Genomic DNA, 19,194 nt, shown 5'->3' with positions numbered 1-19,194 from the left:
GCCACACCGATTCCAATTCTTCTCTTGCGAAGGCCGTCATCGCTTGCCCCTCCTGAGCGAACTCAATGGCGGCATTGTGCGATTGCCTTTACGCGAACTCTATAACGCCCATGGCTTACCGCTTACGAGCCCACGCGGGAAGCGAAGGCGGGCGAGGCCGCACACATCGTCGTGGCCATGAAGGCGCGGAACTTCGGCCAGTTGCGCGACCTGGCCGCCGCGGTCACCCGTCCCGCCGATCCCAACTATCACAAGTTCCTGACACCCGAGACGTTCCTCGAGCGCTTCGCCCCGACGCCCCGGCAAATCGAGCGCGTGGTCGCCCATTTGCGGCAAAACGGGTTCATCGACATTCAGGTGTCGAAAAACCGCATGCTGATTTCCGCCAATGGCACCGCAGGCACCGTGAAGACCGCATTCCGTACTCCGCTCGTGCACTTTCACCGAAACGGGCGAGCGGTGTATGCCAATGCCGCGGCGGCGCAGGTGCCGCAAGCCCTCGGCGAATCGGTCATGGCCGTGCTCGGGCTGCAAAACGTCACGCGCGCGCGCACGATGGCGCGCATTGGCCCGCGCACGCCGCCGGCCAATGCCGGCGGCGGCATGGCGATCGGTCACGATCCGCTCGAATTCCCCCGCATCTACAACGCGGCGACGCTGCCAAGCGCTGAAAACACGACCGTGGGCATCATCACGATCGGCGGTGCCAATCAAGCCGCATCCGATCTGAGCCAGTTCACGAGTGCCAACAATCTGCCCCCCGTGAACATCTCGGCCGTCCGGTCAGGCAACCCGGACGGCAATTACGCGGACGATCCGGACGGCCAGGTCGAATGGGACCTCGACAGCCAGAGCATCGTCGGCGCGGCCGGCGGTGCACTCGGCGGGCTCGTCTTTTACGAAGCCGATCTCGATGCTGGCAACGCCGGCCTCACTCAGGCGTTCAACCAGGCCGTCACGGACAACCAGGCGAAAGTCGTCAATGTCTCGCTGGGTTGGTGCGAAGCCGATGCCGACGCGGATGGAACACTCGCGGCCGAAGAACAGATCTTCACGGCCGCCGTGGCCCAGGGCCAGACGTTCTCGGTCTCGTCGGGCGACGAAGGTGCCTACGAATGCAACAACCGCGGGTACCCGGACGGCACCACTTATTCGCTGTCATGGCCGGCCTCATCGCCTCACGTCATCGCCGTCGGCGGCACGACGCTCTTCACCGGCGGCAACGGCGGCTACGCGAGCGAGACGGTCTGGAACGAAGGCCTCGATCAGAACGGCAAGCTCTGGGCGTCGACCGGCGGCTCGAGCGCCTATCTGCCAGCGCCATCGTGGCAGCGCTCGCTGGCCGTCAGCCCGAGGCCCACGAGCCGCGCCGTGCCGGACATCGCGTTCGATGCCGCGCAAAGCACCGGAGCGTTGATCCGCGTCGGCGGCGAGGTCATGCAGGTCGGCGGAACGAGTCTCTCCTCGCCGCTGTTCGTCGGATTCTGGGCGCGGCTGCAATCGGCTCACGATAACGGACTCGGCTTCCCGGCGTCGAGCATCTACGCCTCGGTCGGCGCGACGTCATCGCTCGTGCACGATGTCACCGTGGGCAACAATGGGTATAACGGCAACGGCTACGTCGCAGGCAGCGGTTGGGACTACCCTACCGGTTGGGGCAGTTTCGACATGGCCCGCCTTGCCGCCTACATCGAGCGGCATCCTTTCGCACGGTAGCGCACCCCATCCGGCCCACGGCTCGGCATCGAGCTCGTTGTGCGCGCAACCGATTTTTCGTTTGGGGGTGTCTGGTTGCGCGCACACGCGGCAAACTCGGCGCATAATTCACGCTTTGTGCCCGCCGCCGCAAAGCCGCTTTTTCATGCCGCTTGCCATCCAAGCATTCATCTCGCCTTTGATCGTTGCCTGTGCGCTGTTCATGGAAAGCGCGGACGCCAACATCATCGTCACGGCGCTGCCTTCGATGGCACGCGATTTCGGAACCGACCCAGTGGCGCTGAAAGTTGCGATCACAAGCTATGTCGTGGGTCTGGGCGTGTTCATCCCGATATGCGGCTGGCTTGCGGACCGCTTCGGCGCGCGCACCGTGTTCCGAACTGCGATCGGTATCTTCATTGCGGGCTCGCTGCTGTGCGCCGCCTCGCGCTCGCTGCACATCTTCACACTTGCACGCTTTTTACAGGGCATCGGCGGCGCGATGATGGTGCCGGTCGGGCGCATCATCATTTTCCGCTCGGTGCCGAAAAGCGAATTCGTGCGCGCAATGAACTATCTGAGCCTGCCGGCAATGTTCGCGCCGGCCGCGGCGCCGCTGCTCGGCGGTTTCATCACCACGTATTTGCACTGGCGCCTCATCTTCTTCATCAATGTGCCGATCGGCGTACTCGGCGTCTATCTCACGAACCGCCACATCGCCAACACGCACGAACCGCATCCGGGCCCGCTCGATTGGTTCGGCTTCCTGCTCTCGGCCATTGGCGCTTCGTTGCTACTGCTAGGCATGTCGTTCATCGGCGCGGAACTGATCGAAGACCGGACCGCTTATGAAATGTGCCTGACGGGTGTGCTGCTGCTCGCCTTTTATGTGTTGTACGCGCAACGCGCCGCCCGCCCCGTGCTCGATCTGAGCTTCCTGAGGATTCCGACCTACCGCGCCAGCGTGCTCGGCGGTTCGATGTTCCGCATCGGCCTCGGTGCGGTGCCGTTTCTGCTGCCGCTCGCGCTGCAGGAAGGGCTCGGCATGTCCGCCTTCGAATCGGGCCTCATCACGTGCGCATCGGCGTTCGGCAGCATGTTCATGCGCTCGCTGACTTCGTTCGTATTGCGAACGTTCGGCTTTCGCACCGTGCTCATCTATAACGCAGCCTTTGCTGGCGTTGCGATCGCCGCGTATGGCACGTTCTTTCCGGGTACTCCCGTCTGGCTCATCTGGATCATCGTGCTGTTCGGCGGGTTTTTCCCCGCGCTGCAATTCACGAGCCTCAATTCGATGATTTATGCCGATATTGCGAGCCGCGACGTCGGGCGAGCGACGAGCCTCGGCAGCGTCGTCCAGCAAATGTCCCTCGGTCTCGGCGTGACCATCGGCGGCATCGTCGTGCAGATTGCACGCGCGGCGCACGGCCATACCCACGCGACATGGTCGGACTTCTGGCCGGCATTCGTCGTCGTCGGTCTTTTCTCGTTCGGCTCGATTCCGATCACGCGCCGTTTGGAGCCCAACGCGGGCGACGAAATCGCGCGCGGCTCGCGCGGCTGAGCGCCGCTCCGGGTTTACATTCTTCCAGTTTGCCGCGGCAAGGCCTATCACTTAGAGGCCGAGCGAAAGCTTTCATATTCCCTTCAAAACACTGAAGAAAGGCCGGCCGCTCGAACCGCGGGTGCCAGCGATGGTTCACACCGCCCTCCCCCACGCACGCTCGCATAAGGAGCAATGCCATGACGCGTAAATATATCGATTGCCGTGAGTTTCCAAGCGAGATGAACTGTACTGTCGCATTGGCGGCGGACTCCGACGAAGAACTCGTCGAAGCCGCCGTGCAGCACGCCGTTGCAGTCCATCACCATGTCGACTCCCCTGAGCTGCGGGCGCAACTCGTCAGTCTCTTCCACGAAGGCACGCCGCCCGCCACTGCACCCCAGCGCGCGTAAGCCGCTTTCGGATGCTCTCGAAAACCCGCTGCCTGCAACGATGTTCGGCCCGCATCACGCCGCAATGGCGAGCGGGCTGACGTAGCCCCGCACAGCATCGAACATGATCGAGGCAAGCTGCTCCACCGGGGCACTCGATGCCTTGGACGCCCGCACGAGCACGAGCGACAAGGCTGGCAGGCGCGGCAACCCGCATGCGTCGGCGTCGAGCGGCCGCAACCCCTGGGGCAAGCCATAGTGCGTACGCATCGTGACGCCGAGCCCCGCCGCCGTGGCCGCCCATAGTCCGGCAAGGCTCGGACTCGTCAGCGCGATGCGCCATGCGATTCCGGCACGATCGAGTGCCGCGGTGGCCATCCCGCAGATCGTGCATGGGCCGTCGAACAGCACGAGCGGCAGCGGCTCGCCCCGCTCCGCCGTCCATTGCAACGCATCGGACGCGATCCATTGCACCGCAGGCTTCGCGACTTCGACGCACCGGCCCGTCACACGCCGCGCATGGGCGGACAGATCGCTGTCGTCCCAGACGAGGGCGAGGTCGAGCTCTCCGGCGTCGAGCCGGGCGAGCAAATCGGTATTGCGCGCCACGCGCGCCTCGATGCGCACTTTCGGATGCGCGCGCGCGAAACGGCCGAGCACGGCCGGCAGCAAAGTCTCGCCGAAATCCTCCTGAAGGCCCAGGCGCACCCAGCCTTGCAAGTCGGTCCCGCGTGTAGCCACGACGGCTTCGTCGTTGAGCTCGACGAGCCGCCGGGCGTAACGCAGGAAAACCTCACCCGCCTCAGTTAGCGCAAGGCCGCGCCCCGCTTTGAGAAAGAGCGGTGTGCCGGCCTGCTCCTCCAGCTTGCGAATCTGCGCGCTGACCGCCGAAGTCGACCGTCCCACACGCTCGGATGCCTTGGCGAAACTGCCGAGGTCCATGCCCATGATGAAGCTGCGCAGCATGGCGACATCGAAGTTGATATGACTCATGGCGGTTCTCGCTCTATTGTCCTGGTTTTCCGAACTACATATCCGAAATTTTGTGATTTTCGGGACGATCATAGAGTGCGACACTGCGCCCGTCAAACACGAATATCAAACGATTGGGAGCCATTGGAATGCACATGCGCTGGATGGGTCATGCAGCACGGCAGCCGAAAACGTTCGGCGCCTCGCATCGATGGAAAGTTCTGGCGGCGGGCGTCGTGGCCAACGCAGCCTTCTCCGCGGCAGCGGCCGGCATCCCGACGACGGGCGTGTGGATGCGGACCGATTATCGCCTCGATAACGCCGGCCTCGGTCTCGTACTGGGTTCGATCGGATTGGGGCTCGCCGTATCGGAGTTGCCGTGGGGCGTCGCAACCGATCGCTTCGGCGACCGGCCTGTGCTGCTCATCGGCTTGGCCGGGTTCGCCCTCGCTCTTTTTATGCTGCTGCTCGCCGGCGTGCCTTCGGGTACGTCGGTTCCCCCGCTTGCGCTGATTGCGGCCGGCATGTGCATCGTGGGCATCTTCGGCGGCAGCGTGAACGGCTCGAGCGGTCGGGCCGTCATGAGATGGTTCGGCGAGCGCGAGCGCGGATTGGCCATGAGCATCCGCCAGACGGCCGTGCCGCTCGGCGGCGGAATCGGCGCGGCGCTGCTGCCATGGTTGGCTTCCTCGTACGGCTTTGCCGCCGTGTACGGTGCGCTCGCGCTGATGTGTACGATGGCCGCGGTGCTTACGTGGCGCTGGCTGCATCGCCCTCCGATGGACGATGGCGGCAGTTCGTCGGCGCCGACGCCGACATCGACGCGAGGGCCGCTCGCCGATTGGCAGATCTGGCGCGTGGCGCTCGCCATCGGCATTCTGTGCGTGCCGCAACTCGCGGTCATCACGTTCGGCAGCGTGTTCCTGCACGACTTCGGTCGACTGGGTACAGCGGGCATCAGTGTAACGATGGCCGCCGTTCAGCTCGGCGCAATGGTCATGCGCGTCTGGAGCGGGCGCCATACCGACCGCCACGGCAATCGACGTGCTTATTTGCGCGGCTCGACGCTCGTGGCGGCTGCATCGTTCGCAATCCTCGCGGCCGCCACCGGCGCAGGCCATGATGTCCCGGTCGGCATGCTCGTGATGCTGCTGGTGGCGGCCGGAATCTGCGTGTCGGCCTGGCACGGCGTGGCCTATACCGAGCTGGCCACGCTGGCCGGAGCGGCGCGTGCCGGAACGGCGCTCGGCATGGCGAACACGGTCGTCTATGCGGGCCTCTTCGTCACACCGCTCGTCATCGCACACCTGCTGTCGGGGACATCATGGACGATCGTCTGGCTCATTGCCGGCATCGTCGCCCTTTCGGTCTACACGCTGTTTCCGCGGCCCGCCGCGGGCTTGCGCGCGGCAATCAAGGTTTCCACCGGTACATGAGCACCTTGGCGCGCGCGTCTTCCTCGGCAAGGATGATGTACTCGCCGGTCGAAAGCACGGCGGCGCTGATACCCATTTCGGTGTCGATCCAGCCGCTGATACCGCCCACCGTTGCACCCGGCGCCAGCGAGCCGACTTGCTGGCCCGTGCGTGCATCGTAGACGTCGAGCTTTGCCGTCGTGTCTTCGGCAACGAATACATAGTTGCCGGCGTGCGCGAGACTGACCGGGATCACGGGCGGGCTCAGCGTGGGGCTGTAAGCGAGGGCAATCACATATTGCAGTTGCGGCGAACCCGAGCTCCAGTTGTTGTAGCGGGCCATTACACGGCCGATCGATTTCCAGTTGGCCGAGTTATAAGGTGCCGTGCTCGTGTACCCCGAGATGTACATCGTATCGCTCGAGGAGTCGTAGACGATGCGGGCGATCCTCGTGAACGGCTGCGGCATCGGAAATGTCTTGGCCGTGCTGTAGCTATAGATCGGATTGCCGATGGAATCGACACCTTGCAGCGGCATCTCGCGGATTCCACTGCCCCCCGTCGCCAGCCACACGTTGGCCGCGTCGTCGACCCACCAGTAGCCGTTGTAGACGCTGTTGCCCGTTGCCGGATTCGTCTGGATTTCGCTCGCCTGCACGGTTGCATCGCCGTTCTGATCGCGCCACATCCATTCGCCGTAGGTCGGCTGGCCCGCCGGCCAGCTACCGGGAATCGGATTCTGCGACAACAGTCCCGAAGGAATCGCCACCTCGCCGCTCGTCGCGGCATCGAATCGATAGACGCTCAGGTAGTGCGAATACATATCCTGCGTATACAGATAGCGCACGCCATTGATACGGCGCACGAGCGGTTCGCCGCGCACACCGCGCGTCGTATGGAACGCGGGATCGTCGGGATAACGGAACCGGTTGAGCGTGAAGCCCGCATAGGACCATTCCTGACCCGCGCTGGCCGCATAGTTGAGCTTGAAATGCTTCGAGCCGCTGAACACGTCGTTCGGCGAAGCCGGATCGATCGCGGCCCCATCGACGAAAAGCAGCCCCTGCAGACGCCAGTTCAACGCCTTTGTCCACCAGTTGTAGCTTTCGAGCACCGTGCCCTCGCCGTTTTGCGTCGAGCCCAGCGCGCGCGGACCGAATCCGTTCTGCGCAACAAAAAGGTTGCCGTTCGCATCGAAGCCGAGGCCCGTGACGCCATTCAAGCGCCAGTCGCCCGGCGCACCGGGCGTCGACGCAAAAATGCCATAGCGCGTACCGATCCCGGTCACCGCCTGCAGGCCGCCCGTCGATGTCTTGCCGTAGACGAGGATCTGCTGCGACGCGCCGCCGTCGGCAATCAATATCTGGTTCGACGGCGATAAAGCGAGACTGACCGGCACGGTACCGGTCGGCAACGTCACGGCGCCCAGCGCACCGCCGGTCGACGAGTAGTGATTCACGGTGCGATTCGTCGCGAGCCCCTGGATGACCCAAAGCGATCCGTCGCTATCGAGGAGGATATTGCCCGGCGACGGCACGCTCCATGAGCGCACGGGCGCCATCGTATTTGCATCGAAGACCTGAATCTGGTTCTTGTAGGTGTTGGCGACATAGAGCGCGGTGCTGGTCGCGGCCAGGCCGCGAATGCCGGCGTCCGTGCCGTTCGAGACGGTATTCAGAATGAGAAAGCTGTTCTTGGCCGGATTGGCCAGATTGCCGACGCCGCTCGCGAACGGTGCGCCCTGCGCGATGTTCGAAAGCGTGCGGCGCGTAATGCCGAACCATTGCGAACCGCTCGGCGGATAACCGGTGCCAATGAGCGTACCGTTCTGGTTGCCGATCGACGCTGCCGCATAAAGATAAGAACCGTTGACGGCGACGGCGTCGCCGCCCCCGTTGCCCCAACCGTGGGTCTGCCCGGCATAGGCCACCTTCGTACCGGCTTTGTAGGCACTGATCTCGCTGCCGCTCTCGTCCCACGGCGCGTCGGTATAAACGGTTCCGTCGGTGCCGACCGCCATCGCTTCGACATCGAGTTGGACCCATTTGCCATCGCCATAGCCGAACGTGTTGCCGATCCAGGAAGTGGTATAGCTCAGCGCGGTCTGCGCCGATGCGGCCGCGGGCACGAGCGCCGAAACCAGAGCCAGTGAAACGCAGACGCGCCGCACTGTTTTGACAAAAGCATCCCCGCGCGAGGCCTGCGCCTCGCGAATCATTTGTTGCATGGTCTTCCCCGCGAAATGGCGCCCTGTTTTTAGTTAGGACTGCCAAACGTTTGCGCTCTTATCGATCTGCCGTTGCGTTGAATCAGGGCATCGTGCGGGTGTGAAAGCGGACGCGAGCCGGTAATCCTTGCAACAGAGGGCAGGTCACCCTTTGTTATGAGCGTGATTGTTACTTAATGTAACTGGCGTAACAATCGGCGCAAGACGGAGAGTCGCGTAGGATATACCGAACCGCCGTAGGATTAGTCCGACATAGCCGGGAGATGAGGGTATTTTTACCGATCCGGCCAGCAAGCGGGGAAGGCGCCGGAGCATGGCGCACAGCGGCGGACGAGAAAAGAGAGAGAGCTGCGGCTCAGGCGAGGGGACGAACGCCGATCAGCCAGCCATGCAAAAGGAAGGCAAAAAGCGCCCACGCGACGAGGCCGACCGCCGCCGCTCGGAAATCGCCGACCGCCGAGCCTGCAGCATATTGCACGTGCGCGAGCCGATCTCGATGGCGCCACACCAGCAATCCGGCGGTAGCCCAGATGAAGAATGCACCGAACAGCACGAGCGCCTGGGCCGTTCCATTCGCGAGCAAATGGCCGACTGCCCATAGCGCTATCCCGGCGTACATCGGGTGCCCGACGATGCGTTTGATGCGGCTGCCGGGCACATAGGCGGCGGCAATGAGCACGAACGCCACGGCGACGATGAGCGCTGTCAGATGACGGACACCGGGAGGCGGCGCCCATAGCACGACGGGCGCGCGCCTGGCCATGCCGTATCCCACGACGACGAGCACGAAACCGGCGATCGAAACGATCGAGTAAAGGCCCTTCCACCGGGCCTCGCCCAGCCGGGCGAAGTTCGCGTTGCGCCAGGGCTCAGCGACGAGACGTAACGAGTGCACCCCAAGAAAGACGATCAAGCCAAGAATCAACGTCCCCACGTCGAACTCTCCACTATTTATTGTTTCGTTCGTGTTTCGGCTCCCCGATAGGAACGGGTCGAGCCTACGGTAGCGCGGGAAGGCGCTCGATCGAGATCAGGGTGCAGCTGCGACTATCTCGGCCATCGCCGCGGTCAGCCGCTTGGCAAACGGGACATGAAGGAATTCATTCGGTCCGTGCGCATTGGATTTCGGGCCGAGCACTCCGCATACGACGAACTGCGAGCGCGGAAACCCCGCCTGCAGAATGTTCATGAGCGGGATCGTCCCGCCCTGCCCGATGAACGCGCACGGCGCGCCGAAGTGAGCCTGCGACGCCTGCTGGAGCGCATCGGCCAGCCAGGGAACGAGTTGAGGCGCATTCCAGCCGTTCGCAGCGCTCGCCTCGGGCTTGAATGTGACTCGCGCGTTGTAAGGCGGGTCCAGTTCGAGCAGTGCCTTGAGATCGGCAACCGCCCGCGCCGCGTCGACGAGCGGCGGCACGCGCAACGACAGCTTGAACGCCGTGCGGGGGCGCAAGACATTGCCGGCACTGGCGAGCGCAGGAAGTCCGGCCGCCCCGGTCACGGAAAGCGACGGACGCCAGGTGGCATTGAGCAGCGCTTCGCGCGCATCGGTCGTGACGGGCAAGACAGGCTTGCCGTCCTGCCCGCACGCCCAGGGCGCCGGTTTCCAGACCTCGTCGCCGAGAATCCGCGCCGTCTCCTGGGCCTCTTGCAGCCGGTTCTCAGGAATGGTGCAGTGAAACGCCTGGGGCAGGAGCCTGCCCGTCGCGGCGTCTTCGAGCCGCTCGAAAAGCTGGCGCATGACGCGAAAGCTCGACGGCACGATCCCGCCGTACGATCCCGAATGCACGCCTTCGTCGAGCACCTCGACTTCGAGCGATCCGCCGACCAAGCCGCGCAGCGATGTAGTCAGCCACAGTTGATCGTAATTGCCGGCACCGGAATCGAGGCAGACCACGAGACCCACGTCGCCAAGCCGTTCGCGCAGCGCATCGACATAAGGCAACAGGTCGTAGCTGCCCGATTCCTCGCAAGTCTCGATGAGGCCGACGCACCGCGGCCGCCCCACGCCCTGCGCATCGAGTGCCGCGAGCGCACAGATACTCGCATAGATGGCGTAACCGTCGTCAGCGCCGCCGCGCCCGTAGAGCTTGCCGTCCTCGTACTTCGGCGTCCAGGGCCCGAGATCGCTGCGCCAGCCCTCGAACTCGGGCTGCTTGTCGAGATGTCCGTAAAGGACGATCGACTCGCCGCTGCCCGAACGCGTGGCAGGCGCCTCGAAAAAAATCACCGGCGTGCGCCCTGGCAGCCTCACGATCTCGAGCGTCAATCCGTGCACGCGCTGCGCCTCGGCCCAGGCCGCGGCATCGGCTACCACGCGCTCGAGATAGCCGTGCTCGGCCCAGTTCGCGTCGAATGCGGGGCTCTTTGCCGGAATGGCGATGTAATCGGTCAAGGCGGGAACGATCTCGTCGTCCCATTTGCGCTCGACGAATTTACTCAGGGCGCCGCGATCGAGCGGCGGTTGCGTGGCATCGGCTGCAGTCATGGCTCAGTGCACTGTCGCAATCGGTCAAAGCGCACATGATAGTGCCTGCCGCCGCGTCGTGCACGAACGCCGGGAACGCGCGACAATCGGCTCACTACCGTCGATTAGCGCGAACCATGCTCGATGAGATCATCGAAGGCGTCGAAGTTTTCGCGGCGCTCGCGCTGTACTTCCTGCCGGCGATCATCGCCGATCGCCGGCGCCGCCGCGATGTTCTGACGATTGCCCTGTTCAACGCATGCCTTGGCTGGACCGGCTTCGGCTGGCTGATCGCGCTCTATTGGGCGACCTTGCCGAATCCCCCTGCCGGTGTCGAACACGAGGTGGTGCGCAAACGCCGCATGCACACGATGGTCGCATTCTCTCAAGCGCTCGCTGCGCGCGTGGCGCGAAGAGAGGCTCGCGACAGAACAGCTCGGGATCGGTGAGACACGGACCGGGCACGCCGCCAATGCGGCGCGCGCGGTTCAAGCGGAATGGGGGCTACGCTTGGGAGCGCGCCGAGCCCGCGTGTGCGCGAAGCCGGACGAGTCCCGGGGAGATGGAGCGCGGCTCGCGCGATAGCGCATCTTGCAGAAACTTTTCCTGGCGCAGCTCGCCGTGCTCGTCGAACCATTGACACAGCAACCAACTGCCGCCATCGTCGGTGGAGCCGACGTGCGTGACCGTCATGCGTGCACCGCCCGTCTTCAGCGTCACGACATCGCCGGAGCAAAATTGCTCCTGCCGATCGAATGATCCTGTATACATAGATTTGCGCCCCGTCAAAAGTTATCGAACCGAATCGATAATGCCGGAATGTTCGCGGGCGAACGGAAAAGCGAATTATCGAAACCACCTGCTGTTTGTCCCCTCGTCGATTAACGCAAGGGGTAGACACAGATTACCTATAGAATTTTTATTCTACAAGCGGATTCAGGGTAATCCTGAGGCCGGCGAATACCCTTGCGTGACTATCCGCCGCGGATACGCCTCGATGCGCCGTGCGGGCGTGCGCCGCCTCAAATAAGGGGCGGCCAGTCGCGCCCTCGAAACAATACTATTTTATCTCGCCATTTTGTCGGTTATAGCATGTCCGACATGGCGCAATATACGCGCAAGCAGATAATCGTTTCTTGGCCCTTTGATTTGATCTAAGTCAATCGAGCGTTCGTTGCATTTGATTTCGGCTGGATCAAATGATCGCCAGAAATTTCATAGATGAACGCTCGATTTATACGCGAGCATCGGGTTTTCGGCAAAAACCGGCGCTTCACTATTCGATCACTGCGGTAGCGCGAGGGATACCGATGCGCGCTGCGATGCAACGACGATCAATTTCATCGTCGCCCGTGTGGCGCCGACGAAGAGCTTGCGCGCCGCTCGCTCGTCGAGCGCGTCGAAATCGACCTCGGTCAGAATTACGCACGGAGCGGACTGCCCTTTGAAGCGGTATATGGATTCGAGTAGGACGTCGCCGTCGCGGTATTCAGGACTGCCGAACAGATCGTACTTGCCGGTGAAACTCTTCAGGCGATGGGGCCCGAGCTGATCGAGCGCCGTGAACACCGAGCCTTCGCGGCCCCGGTAAGAAAGCACTGCGATGTCCTGCTTCCGGAAGCCCAGCGCCAGCGCCTGCGTGATCGCGCGCTTGGTCGCTTCGACGACGGCCGACGGGGTCGAATCCTCGTAGGACGTCAAAACGACCTGTGAACCATCGAAGGGGCTGCCCGAACCGAGCCCCGCCGCGCGCGGGGCAGCGTCGCCAACCTTGTCGCGCACGTAATCGAGCACGTCGCGCGGGCTGCGGTAGTTCGTCGTTTCCGTGAGGACGGTCCAGCCAGGCAGCGCCACCGGCTCGCGCATATAGAGGTTCTGGAGCGGGTCTTCGAGCCACCACCATGCACCGCCGGGCTGCACGAGACGTGCAAGCGCCTCGACCCACGGCTCCTGGAAGTCCTGGCCCTCGTCGACGATCAGCACGTCGAAGCGCCAATGTTCGTCGATCGGCGCTTGCGCAAAAACGGCCTCCAGACGCGCGAAGACGTCGGCGGACTGGAAGTCCGGAGCACGGCCCACATCGCGCGCGATCCAATCGCAAAGCTGGTGGTAGTTCGCGACCTTCGCTCCCTCCGGGGCAACGCGCGCGATATGGTCCGCGAGCGGGCGATTGAAGCAGACATAAAGCGCGCGTTTGCCGCTCGCCGCGGCATCGCGCATCACTTGCACCGCGAGTTGCGTCTTGCCGGAACCGGCCGTGCCGATCACGCGCAACCGGAAAGGCTCGAATCGAAGGCGGCGCGCCCATGTCGCCAAACCGCCCGAAAGCCGCGTGACGAGCGTGCCGGCCTGTCCGACCAGCGCGCTCGCATCGGGTGTCAGCGAGAGCTCATCGGCAAGATAGTGGTGGATCTTCGGCGCACAGGGCAAACGCGGCTCGTCGGCGGGCAACGCGTCGAGAATGATCGATACGAGTCTTTCCCTGCGCGTGGCATCGACGATCCGCTCGGGCGCGAGCCCGGCAATCGCGGTGTCCTTCACGATATAGTCCGGACAATAAAGCAAGCCTTCGATGCCATAGGTACCTGTGCCGAAGGCCGCGGTAAAGCGGCGGTGCATCGTTTCGAGCGTGCGAGCCAGTTCGACCGAGACGTTGCGTTCCGTCTGCAGATAGACCTTCATGAGGCCTTTTGGGGTCTCGCGCAGAAAGCCGGCCTTTTGCTCGACGAGCAACACGCGGCCGGCCGGACTCACGATCGCGAAGTCGGCCTCGCCGAAGACGGAGAAACTCCGATTCAGCCGCGTCCAGTGCACGCCGTGATAAACGGTGTAGCTCGCCGGCAGCATGGCTTCGAGCAGCGCAAGTGTCTCGCGCTCGCGCTCGGCCGCGCCGGTTGCGGCAACGTTCTTCCAATCGTCGGGAATCAGGCGGGCCATGGGGAAAGGGTTCTCGCGTCAGGGTTCGAATTCGGCGTATTGTACAAACCGCGCGCGCCGGCTCCTTTTCGGGCGCCGCATTTTTTCAATGGGAGGCTTTCGAAGATGCTGAAGATTTGGGGACGTGCGAACTCGGTCAATGTGCAAAAGGTGCTCTGGTGCTGCGACGAACTCGGTCTGTCGTTCGAGCGCATCGACGCCGGCATGCAGTTCGGCCACGTCGACGATCCCGATTACCTCGCGCTCAATCCGAACGGACAGATTCCGACACTCGTCGACGGAACGTTCTCGCTGTGGGAATCGAATTCGATTCTGCGTTATCTGGCCATGCAATACGGCGCGTCGAGCTCGCTCTACCCGAGCGAACCGAAGTTGCGCGCCAGCATCGACCGGTGGCTCGATTGGTCGCTCTCGACGCTGCAGCCGGCCGAGCGCCCGGTTTTCGTCACCCTGGTGCGCACGCTGCCGGAAAACCGCGATATGGCCGCACTCGCGGCTAACCTGCAAACGCTCACGAAGCGATGGAAACTGCTGGACGAGCATCTACAAGGCCGGTTTCACATCGAAGGCGACAAGTTCACGATCGCCGATATCGTCCTTGGCGCCTTTGCGAAGCGCTGGTTCGGCCTCGAAGGCATCGAACGCCCGCCCATGCCGAGTCTCGAGCGCTGGTATCAGCGGCTGGCGCAGCGCGCGCCGTTCAAGAAACATATCGATCGACAGCTCACGTAAGCCCGCGCAGCGCTCCCGGGCGCGTTTCAAGTCAATGCGCCCGGTTGCCCGGGCGCGGAACGCCGTTCGATGGCGCGCTGCAGCAATGCATCGACGAGCGGCAACTGCACGGGCTTCGTGAGATGGACATCGAAGCCTTCGTCGAGCGAGCGGGCAATGTCGCTGGCCTGGCCGAACCCCGTCATGGCGGCAAATAGCGCGTGCTGCAGCCCCGGCGTCTCCTTGAGGCGACGCATGACGGTGAAGCCGTCCGCGCCGGGCATCGCGATGTCGACCAGCGCCACGTCGATGCGGGCGTTTTCGTGGGCGAACGTGAGCGCTTGGGCACCGCTATACGCCACATCGACGCTATGGCCTCTCATTCGCAGCAACATGGCCATGCTGTCGGCCGAATCGTGGTTGTCGTCGACGATGAGAACGGTCAGCGCCGGCTCGAGGTTCTTGGGGGCCGCGGCGCCCATGCGCGCATCGTCGTTGGCCGCAAGCTGCGCCCCGTAGAGCGGCAAGCGAATCGTGAAAGTCGCGCCGCAACCGGGGCCATCGCTCGACGCGCCGATGGCACCGCCATGCATCTGAACGAGCCACCGGCACAACGTCAGACCGATGCCGAGCCCGCTTTCCGTTCGTTCGAGCCGGTGGTCCGCCTGCACGAACAGATCGAAAATCGATTCGAGCGCTCCGGCTTCGATGCCGCATCCGTTGTCGGAAACGCGCAGAACGGCAAACGTCTGTCTCTCCTCCGTCACCGACACCACGATGCGGCCGCCGTGTTCGGAAAATTTCGACGCATTGTTGAGCACGTTCTGCGCAATCTGCACGAGCCGCGCCATATCGCCGTTGACGACGACCCGCTCCTCGGGCACGTGAACGTCCACCCGTTGCTGGCGCAAGGCAACATGCGGCCGAATCATTTCGACCGAGCGCGATACCACCTCGCGCAGATCGACCGGTGCGAGCCGCAGCGCGATCTTGCCCGTGGTGATGCGCCCGGCGTCGAGCAGATCGTCGACGAGCCGCGTCAAATGCGCGATCTGCCGATCGATGAGATCGCGGCATTGCCTCAGTGTCGGACTAATGAGCGGCTCGAGCATCATGACGCTCAACGCGTTCGTCACGGGCGCCAGCGGGTTGCGAAGTTCGTGAGCGAGCGTCGCGAGGAACTCGTTCATGTGCTGGCTCGCCGCTTCGAGATCGCGCAGCCGCTTGCGCTCCGTCATGTCGCGCGTGACCTTCGCGTAGCCGCACAGCTTGCGCATGCCGTCCTCGTTCTTGTAGACCGCCGTGATGACGACGTTGGCCCAGAACATCGTGCCGTCCTTTCGCACGCGCCAGCCTTCGTCTTCCACCGAACCATCGGCGGCTGCCGCCGCGAGTTCGGCCGCCGGCTTGCCGCGGGCTACGTCCTCAGGGGGATAAAACGTCGAGAAGTGCCGGCCGACGATTTCGTCGGCCGCATAACCCTTGATCTTTTGCGCGCCCGGATTCCAGCTGATGACATATCCATCGGCGTCCAGCATGAAAATCGCGTAGTCCTGGACCGATTCGACGAGAATCCGGAAACGCTCCTCGAAGGGCGCTTCGAGCGCAGACGGCACCGACATTGGCCGAGCGTCCCAGGCGGGGAGATCCGAATGCATAAGCGACGACGATGAGAATTCGTTGAGGGCAAGCGCACGGTATCGCATTGGATGACCCTTCAAGCATGATATATGCCTATGCGGTATCCGCCGGTCGCCGCCGCTGTTGGCACTGCCGCGGGCTAACTGCTGCTCGAAAAAATACGGCGGTGGCGCGCTCGCCTCGCGACGTTCGCACTCGCCCGGTGCGCGGCGTCTAATCGAAACGCAACTTTGACAGGAAAATTTGCAAAAACTACCTCGGACGCATACAGGTCTGCCGGGCGCCCGTCTGGCGGTTGGAGCCAGGTCTGTCCACACTAATTCGTGGTGCGCTCCCCTATCGCGTCGGCCAACCATGCGACGAATTGCGCGGGCTCGATCGGCTTCGTCATGAAATATTGAAAGCCCTCGCCGATACTGCGCAAGCGGTAGGCGTCGCCCGAATGGCCGGTGACCGCCACCGCGACGGCGGGTGTCCGATCGCTGCGGATTTCATCGTCGCGCATGCGCTGGATCAGATAAAACCCGTCCATACCGGGTAAATCGATGTCGCACACCACCGCATCGGGTCGCGTGCGCAAGATGGCATCGACACCTTCCTCCGCATCGTGGGCGGTCACTACACGCGCGCCCTCCGATTCGAGCAGGAGCGCCAGCGATTCCCGGCTGGCGAGATCATCGTCCACGACGACGATGCTGACCTGCTCCAGTCTCAAAGCTCCATTCATATGACTTGTGCCTGCCCGCCCATATCCGAAACGCTGCTTGGGACTCGCTGGCGGGAGGCAAGTTGCATCGAGCGCGGCGAACCCGCTTTGGACATTCAAGATTCGATCCAGGTCGATGGCCGATACGCCTACAATGACGGGACTGTCCGTGTTCGCCTGTGCGCTCACGGAAGTCACTACCGGGGGAGGAAACTGGAAATGAACGACGCGTTCGAACGCCGAGCCCTGCTGCTGCATCTCGGCGCGGCTTTGCAGACGTTGAGCCACATCCTCGAGTACGAGCGCGGCGACGAAACGATCGGCGAATTGATCGCAACGCAACAACTGCTCGCCGACGTTCCGTTCGTCGAGTACGTCTTCGAACGCATGACGGTGCGTGAATTCGGCGCCAACGTGCTGCACGCTTTCTGTCTATGGCCCCAACTGCTGCTCGACGATCCGCTCGATCGCGACGCGCTGGCGCTGTCCGTGCGCCGCCATCTCTTCGACGGCAATCCCCGCGGTTGGGAAGCCTATTTGCGCGCGCTGCGCGAAGACGTCCCGTGGTTCGGCGAGGGTCTGGATTCGGATAGCACATCTGCCTCCTCCGACGAAACCGGCATCGGGACCACCTGATTCGATCCGGCAGTTTTCCCGCATTCGAAATCGCCGCCTGTTTTTTAAAAGTCAGGCGGCGATTTTCTTTTATGCGCGATCTGGCAAAATCGCGTTGCCCCGATTCCGGGCACGACTACGAAAAAGAGGAGACCAGACGCAATCAATCGTCATCGATCAGGAGGAGCAATGTTCGCATCGTCCGAATTCCGTTGTTCTCGTCCGCGTTTTTCCCAGGTCAAACCATTCCCGCAGCGTACCGCTTCGAAGCTCGCCGGCCTGCTGTTGCTGGGCGGGCTCGCCGGCGCCGGGCTGGCCCGCGCCGATGCGCTGGCCACGCTGCCGCCGCCCCCGTCCGAACTTTATGGCGATTTATTCGTTGCCGTGCAGACGCAGCAAATCTTCGACGACCAGAAAACATTCGTCGATGCCACGCCGAACAGCGATCCCGCCACTATCCTGCAGCTTTACGCGCAGCAAAAGAATCAACCGAATTTCGATTTAAAAAGTTTTGTCCTCGCCAATTTCACGCTGCCGACCGAGCCGCCTATCACACCGCCAAGCGGACAGTCATTGCGCGACCATATCAACTGGCTGTGGCCGAAACTGACGCGCACCACGACGAGCGCCCCGCCCTTCAGCTCGCTGATTGCCCTACCGAAGCCGTATGTAGTGCCGGGGGGCCGGTTTCGCGAGGGGTACTACTGGGACACCTACTTCACGATGCTCGGCCTGCAGGAGTCGGGGCACGAAGATCTCGTCGACGACATGCTCGACGATTTCGCCTATGAGATCGACCGCTTCGGCCATATTCCCAACGGCAATCGCACTTACTACCTGAGCCGCTCGCAGCCGCCGTTCTTCGCGCAGATGGTCACGCTCGCCGCCAACAACGAGGGCCCACGCGTCTATCAGAAATATCTGCCGCAGTTGCGCAAGGAGTACGCCTACTGGATGACCGGCGAAAACGCGACGCAGCGTGGGCAGGCGACGCGCAACGTCGTGGTGATGCAGGACGGGACGGTGCTGAATCGCTATTGGGACGAACGCGATACGCCGCGTGACGAATCCTATCTGGAGGACGTGAAGACCGCGCAGCAGGTCACGTCACGCCCGGCCAACGAGGTCTATCGCGATCTGCGTGCCGCTGCCGAGTCGGGCTGGGATTTCAGCTCGCGCTGGTTCGGCGATAACCGCACCCTCACGACGATTCGCACGACGTCGATCGTTCCGGTCGACCTGAACAGCCTGATGTTCGGGCTCGAGATCACGATCGTCAAAGGCTGCGGCGTGGCGCGCGATTTTCGCTGCGTCGCCGAGTTCATCGGCCGAGCCAAGCGGCGGGCCGAAGGCATCAATCACTATCTGTGGAATCGCAACGGCTACTACGGCGACTACGATTGGCGGCTCGGCAAGCCGCGCGACAACCTTTCCGCCGCCGCGCTTTATCCGCTGTTTGCCGGTGTCGCGTGGCCCGAGCGTGCTCAGCGCACGCTGTCGGCCGTCAACCAGAACCTGCTGAAAGAGCGGGGTCTCGCGACGACGACGTTCGAGACGGGCCAGCAATGGGATGCGCCGAACGGTTGGGCGCCATTGCATTGGCTGACGATCGAAGGCGCGCGCCGCTATGGGCGCGACGACCTCGCGAAAGACGTCGGCACGCGCTTTTTGGCCGACGTCAAACAAGTCTATGCGGCGCAGCAAAAACTGGTCGAGAAATACGTCGTCGAGGGGCCGAACGCAGGGGGCGGAGGTGGCGGTGAGTATCCGCTGCAGGACGGCTTCGGTTGGACCAATGGCGTGACGCTCAGGCTGCTCGATCTATACGCGCCAGGACAGTGACGCGTGGGCGCGCGAGCTGACGAGCGTGGTC

15 protein-coding genes and 1 pseudogene are annotated in these 19,194 nt (G+C 63.2%); 8 read left to right on the top strand and 8 right to left on the bottom strand.

Features of this window, described 5'->3' with window-relative positions; genetic code table 11:
- Positions 1–147: 147 nt before the first annotated feature.
- The 3 genes and pseudogenes from GWC77_RS10280 to GWC77_RS10270 all read left to right on the top strand — a co-directional run.
- Positions 148–1,716: pseudogene (locus GWC77_RS10280) on the top strand (protease pro-enzyme activation domain-containing protein); the annotation flags it as partial.
- Between the two features lie 145 nt (positions 1,717–1,861).
- Complete coding sequence (locus GWC77_RS10275) at positions 1,862–3,259, top strand: MFS transporter (protein WP_173256807.1); 1,398 nt, start codon at positions 1,862–1,864, stop codon at positions 3,257–3,259.
- 179 nt (positions 3,260–3,438) lie between these two features.
- Positions 3,439–3,651 carry a DUF1059 domain-containing protein gene (locus GWC77_RS10270; protein WP_173256806.1) on the top strand — a complete coding sequence of 71 codons (213 nt, stop codon included), beginning with the start codon at positions 3,439–3,441 and terminating at the stop codon, positions 3,649–3,651.
- A gap of 54 nt (positions 3,652–3,705) precedes the next feature.
- Here GWC77_RS10270 and GWC77_RS10265 read toward each other — a convergent pair whose 3' ends face one another.
- Positions 3,706–4,623 (bottom strand): LysR substrate-binding domain-containing protein, encoded by a 918-nt coding sequence (locus GWC77_RS10265; protein ID WP_173256805.1) that lies wholly within the window; start codon positions 4,621–4,623, stop codon positions 3,706–3,708.
- A gap of 134 nt (positions 4,624–4,757) precedes the next feature.
- On the opposite strand from GWC77_RS10265, the gene GWC77_RS10260 reads away from it, so the two are divergent.
- Positions 4,758–6,038: an MFS transporter gene (locus GWC77_RS10260; RefSeq protein WP_173256804.1), complete on the top strand. Its 1,281-nt coding sequence runs from the start codon at positions 4,758–4,760 to the stop codon at positions 6,036–6,038.
- Here GWC77_RS10260 and GWC77_RS10255 read toward each other — a convergent pair.
- From GWC77_RS10255 to GWC77_RS10245, 3 genes are all read right to left on the bottom strand, one after another.
- Positions 6,016–8,235, bottom strand: coding sequence for a hypothetical protein (locus GWC77_RS10255; protein ID WP_254366900.1), 2,220 nt, complete (start codon positions 8,233–8,235; stop codon positions 6,016–6,018). The two genes, GWC77_RS10260 and GWC77_RS10255, sit on opposite strands and share 23 nt — an antisense overlap.
- Positions 8,236–8,599: 364 nt before the next feature.
- Positions 8,600–9,178 (bottom strand): NnrU family protein, encoded by a 579-nt coding sequence (locus tag GWC77_RS10250; RefSeq protein WP_173256803.1) that lies wholly within the window; start codon positions 9,176–9,178, stop codon positions 8,600–8,602.
- A gap of 96 nt (positions 9,179–9,274) precedes the next feature.
- Positions 9,275–10,732 carry a M20/M25/M40 family metallo-hydrolase gene (locus GWC77_RS10245; RefSeq protein WP_173256802.1) on the bottom strand — a complete coding sequence of 486 codons (1,458 nt, stop codon included), beginning with the start codon at positions 10,730–10,732 and terminating at the stop codon, positions 9,275–9,277.
- A 116-nt stretch (positions 10,733–10,848) separates the two neighbouring features.
- On the opposite strand from GWC77_RS10245, the gene GWC77_RS10240 reads away from it, so the two are divergent.
- Positions 10,849–11,160 carry a superinfection immunity protein gene (locus GWC77_RS10240; protein ID WP_173256801.1) on the top strand — a complete coding sequence of 104 codons (312 nt, stop codon included), beginning with the start codon at positions 10,849–10,851 and terminating at the stop codon, positions 11,158–11,160.
- A 55-nt stretch (positions 11,161–11,215) separates the two neighbouring features.
- Here the strand turns inward: GWC77_RS10240 and GWC77_RS10235 are convergent, their stop codons facing one another.
- On the bottom strand, positions 11,216–11,482 hold the full coding sequence (locus tag GWC77_RS10235; protein ID WP_173256800.1) for a YodC family protein: 267 nt from the start codon (positions 11,480–11,482) through the stop codon (positions 11,216–11,218).
- A gap of 513 nt (positions 11,483–11,995) precedes the next feature.
- Positions 11,996–13,648 carry an ATP-dependent helicase gene (locus GWC77_RS10230; RefSeq protein WP_173256799.1) on the bottom strand — a complete coding sequence of 551 codons (1,653 nt, stop codon included), beginning with the start codon at positions 13,646–13,648 and terminating at the stop codon, positions 11,996–11,998.
- Positions 13,649–13,753: 105 nt separating this feature from the next.
- Here GWC77_RS10230 and GWC77_RS10225 point away from each other — a divergent pair, with 105 nt between their 5' ends.
- Positions 13,754–14,380, top strand: coding sequence for a glutathione S-transferase family protein (locus GWC77_RS10225; protein WP_173256798.1), 627 nt, complete (start codon positions 13,754–13,756; stop codon positions 14,378–14,380).
- 26 nt (positions 14,381–14,406) lie between these two features.
- Here GWC77_RS10225 and GWC77_RS10220 read toward each other — a convergent pair whose 3' ends face one another.
- Both GWC77_RS10220 and GWC77_RS10215 read right to left on the bottom strand, forming a co-directional pair.
- The gene (locus GWC77_RS10220; RefSeq protein ID WP_254366894.1) at positions 14,407–15,981 is read right to left on the bottom strand and encodes an ATP-binding protein; all 1,575 of its coding nucleotides are present in this window, start codon (positions 15,979–15,981) and stop codon (positions 14,407–14,409) included.
- Between the two features lie 335 nt (positions 15,982–16,316).
- Positions 16,317–16,727, bottom strand: a complete 411-nt coding sequence (locus tag GWC77_RS10215) for a response regulator (RefSeq protein WP_173256796.1) — start codon at positions 16,725–16,727, stop codon at positions 16,317–16,319.
- A gap of 198 nt (positions 16,728–16,925) precedes the next feature.
- Here GWC77_RS10215 and GWC77_RS10210 point away from each other — a divergent pair, with 198 nt between their 5' ends.
- Both GWC77_RS10210 and treA read left to right on the top strand, forming a co-directional pair.
- Entirely contained in the window at positions 16,926–17,342 is a 417-nt protein-coding gene (locus GWC77_RS10210) for a hypothetical protein (protein ID WP_173256795.1), read from the top strand.
- Between the two features lie 168 nt (positions 17,343–17,510).
- A complete protein-coding gene (treA, locus tag GWC77_RS10205) occupies positions 17,511–19,163 on the top strand; it encodes an alpha,alpha-trehalase TreA (protein ID WP_173256794.1) in 1,653 nt (550 codons plus the stop codon).
- Positions 19,164–19,194 lie beyond the last annotated feature (31 nt).

It is taken from the genome of Paraburkholderia sp. NMBU_R16, from assembly GCF_013282575.1.
In the GTDB taxonomy this organism is placed as follows: domain Bacteria; phylum Pseudomonadota; class Gammaproteobacteria; order Burkholderiales; family Burkholderiaceae; genus Trinickia.
Note: the sequence above shows the minus strand (reverse complement) of the source record. Positions and strands in the feature narration are given on the sequence as shown.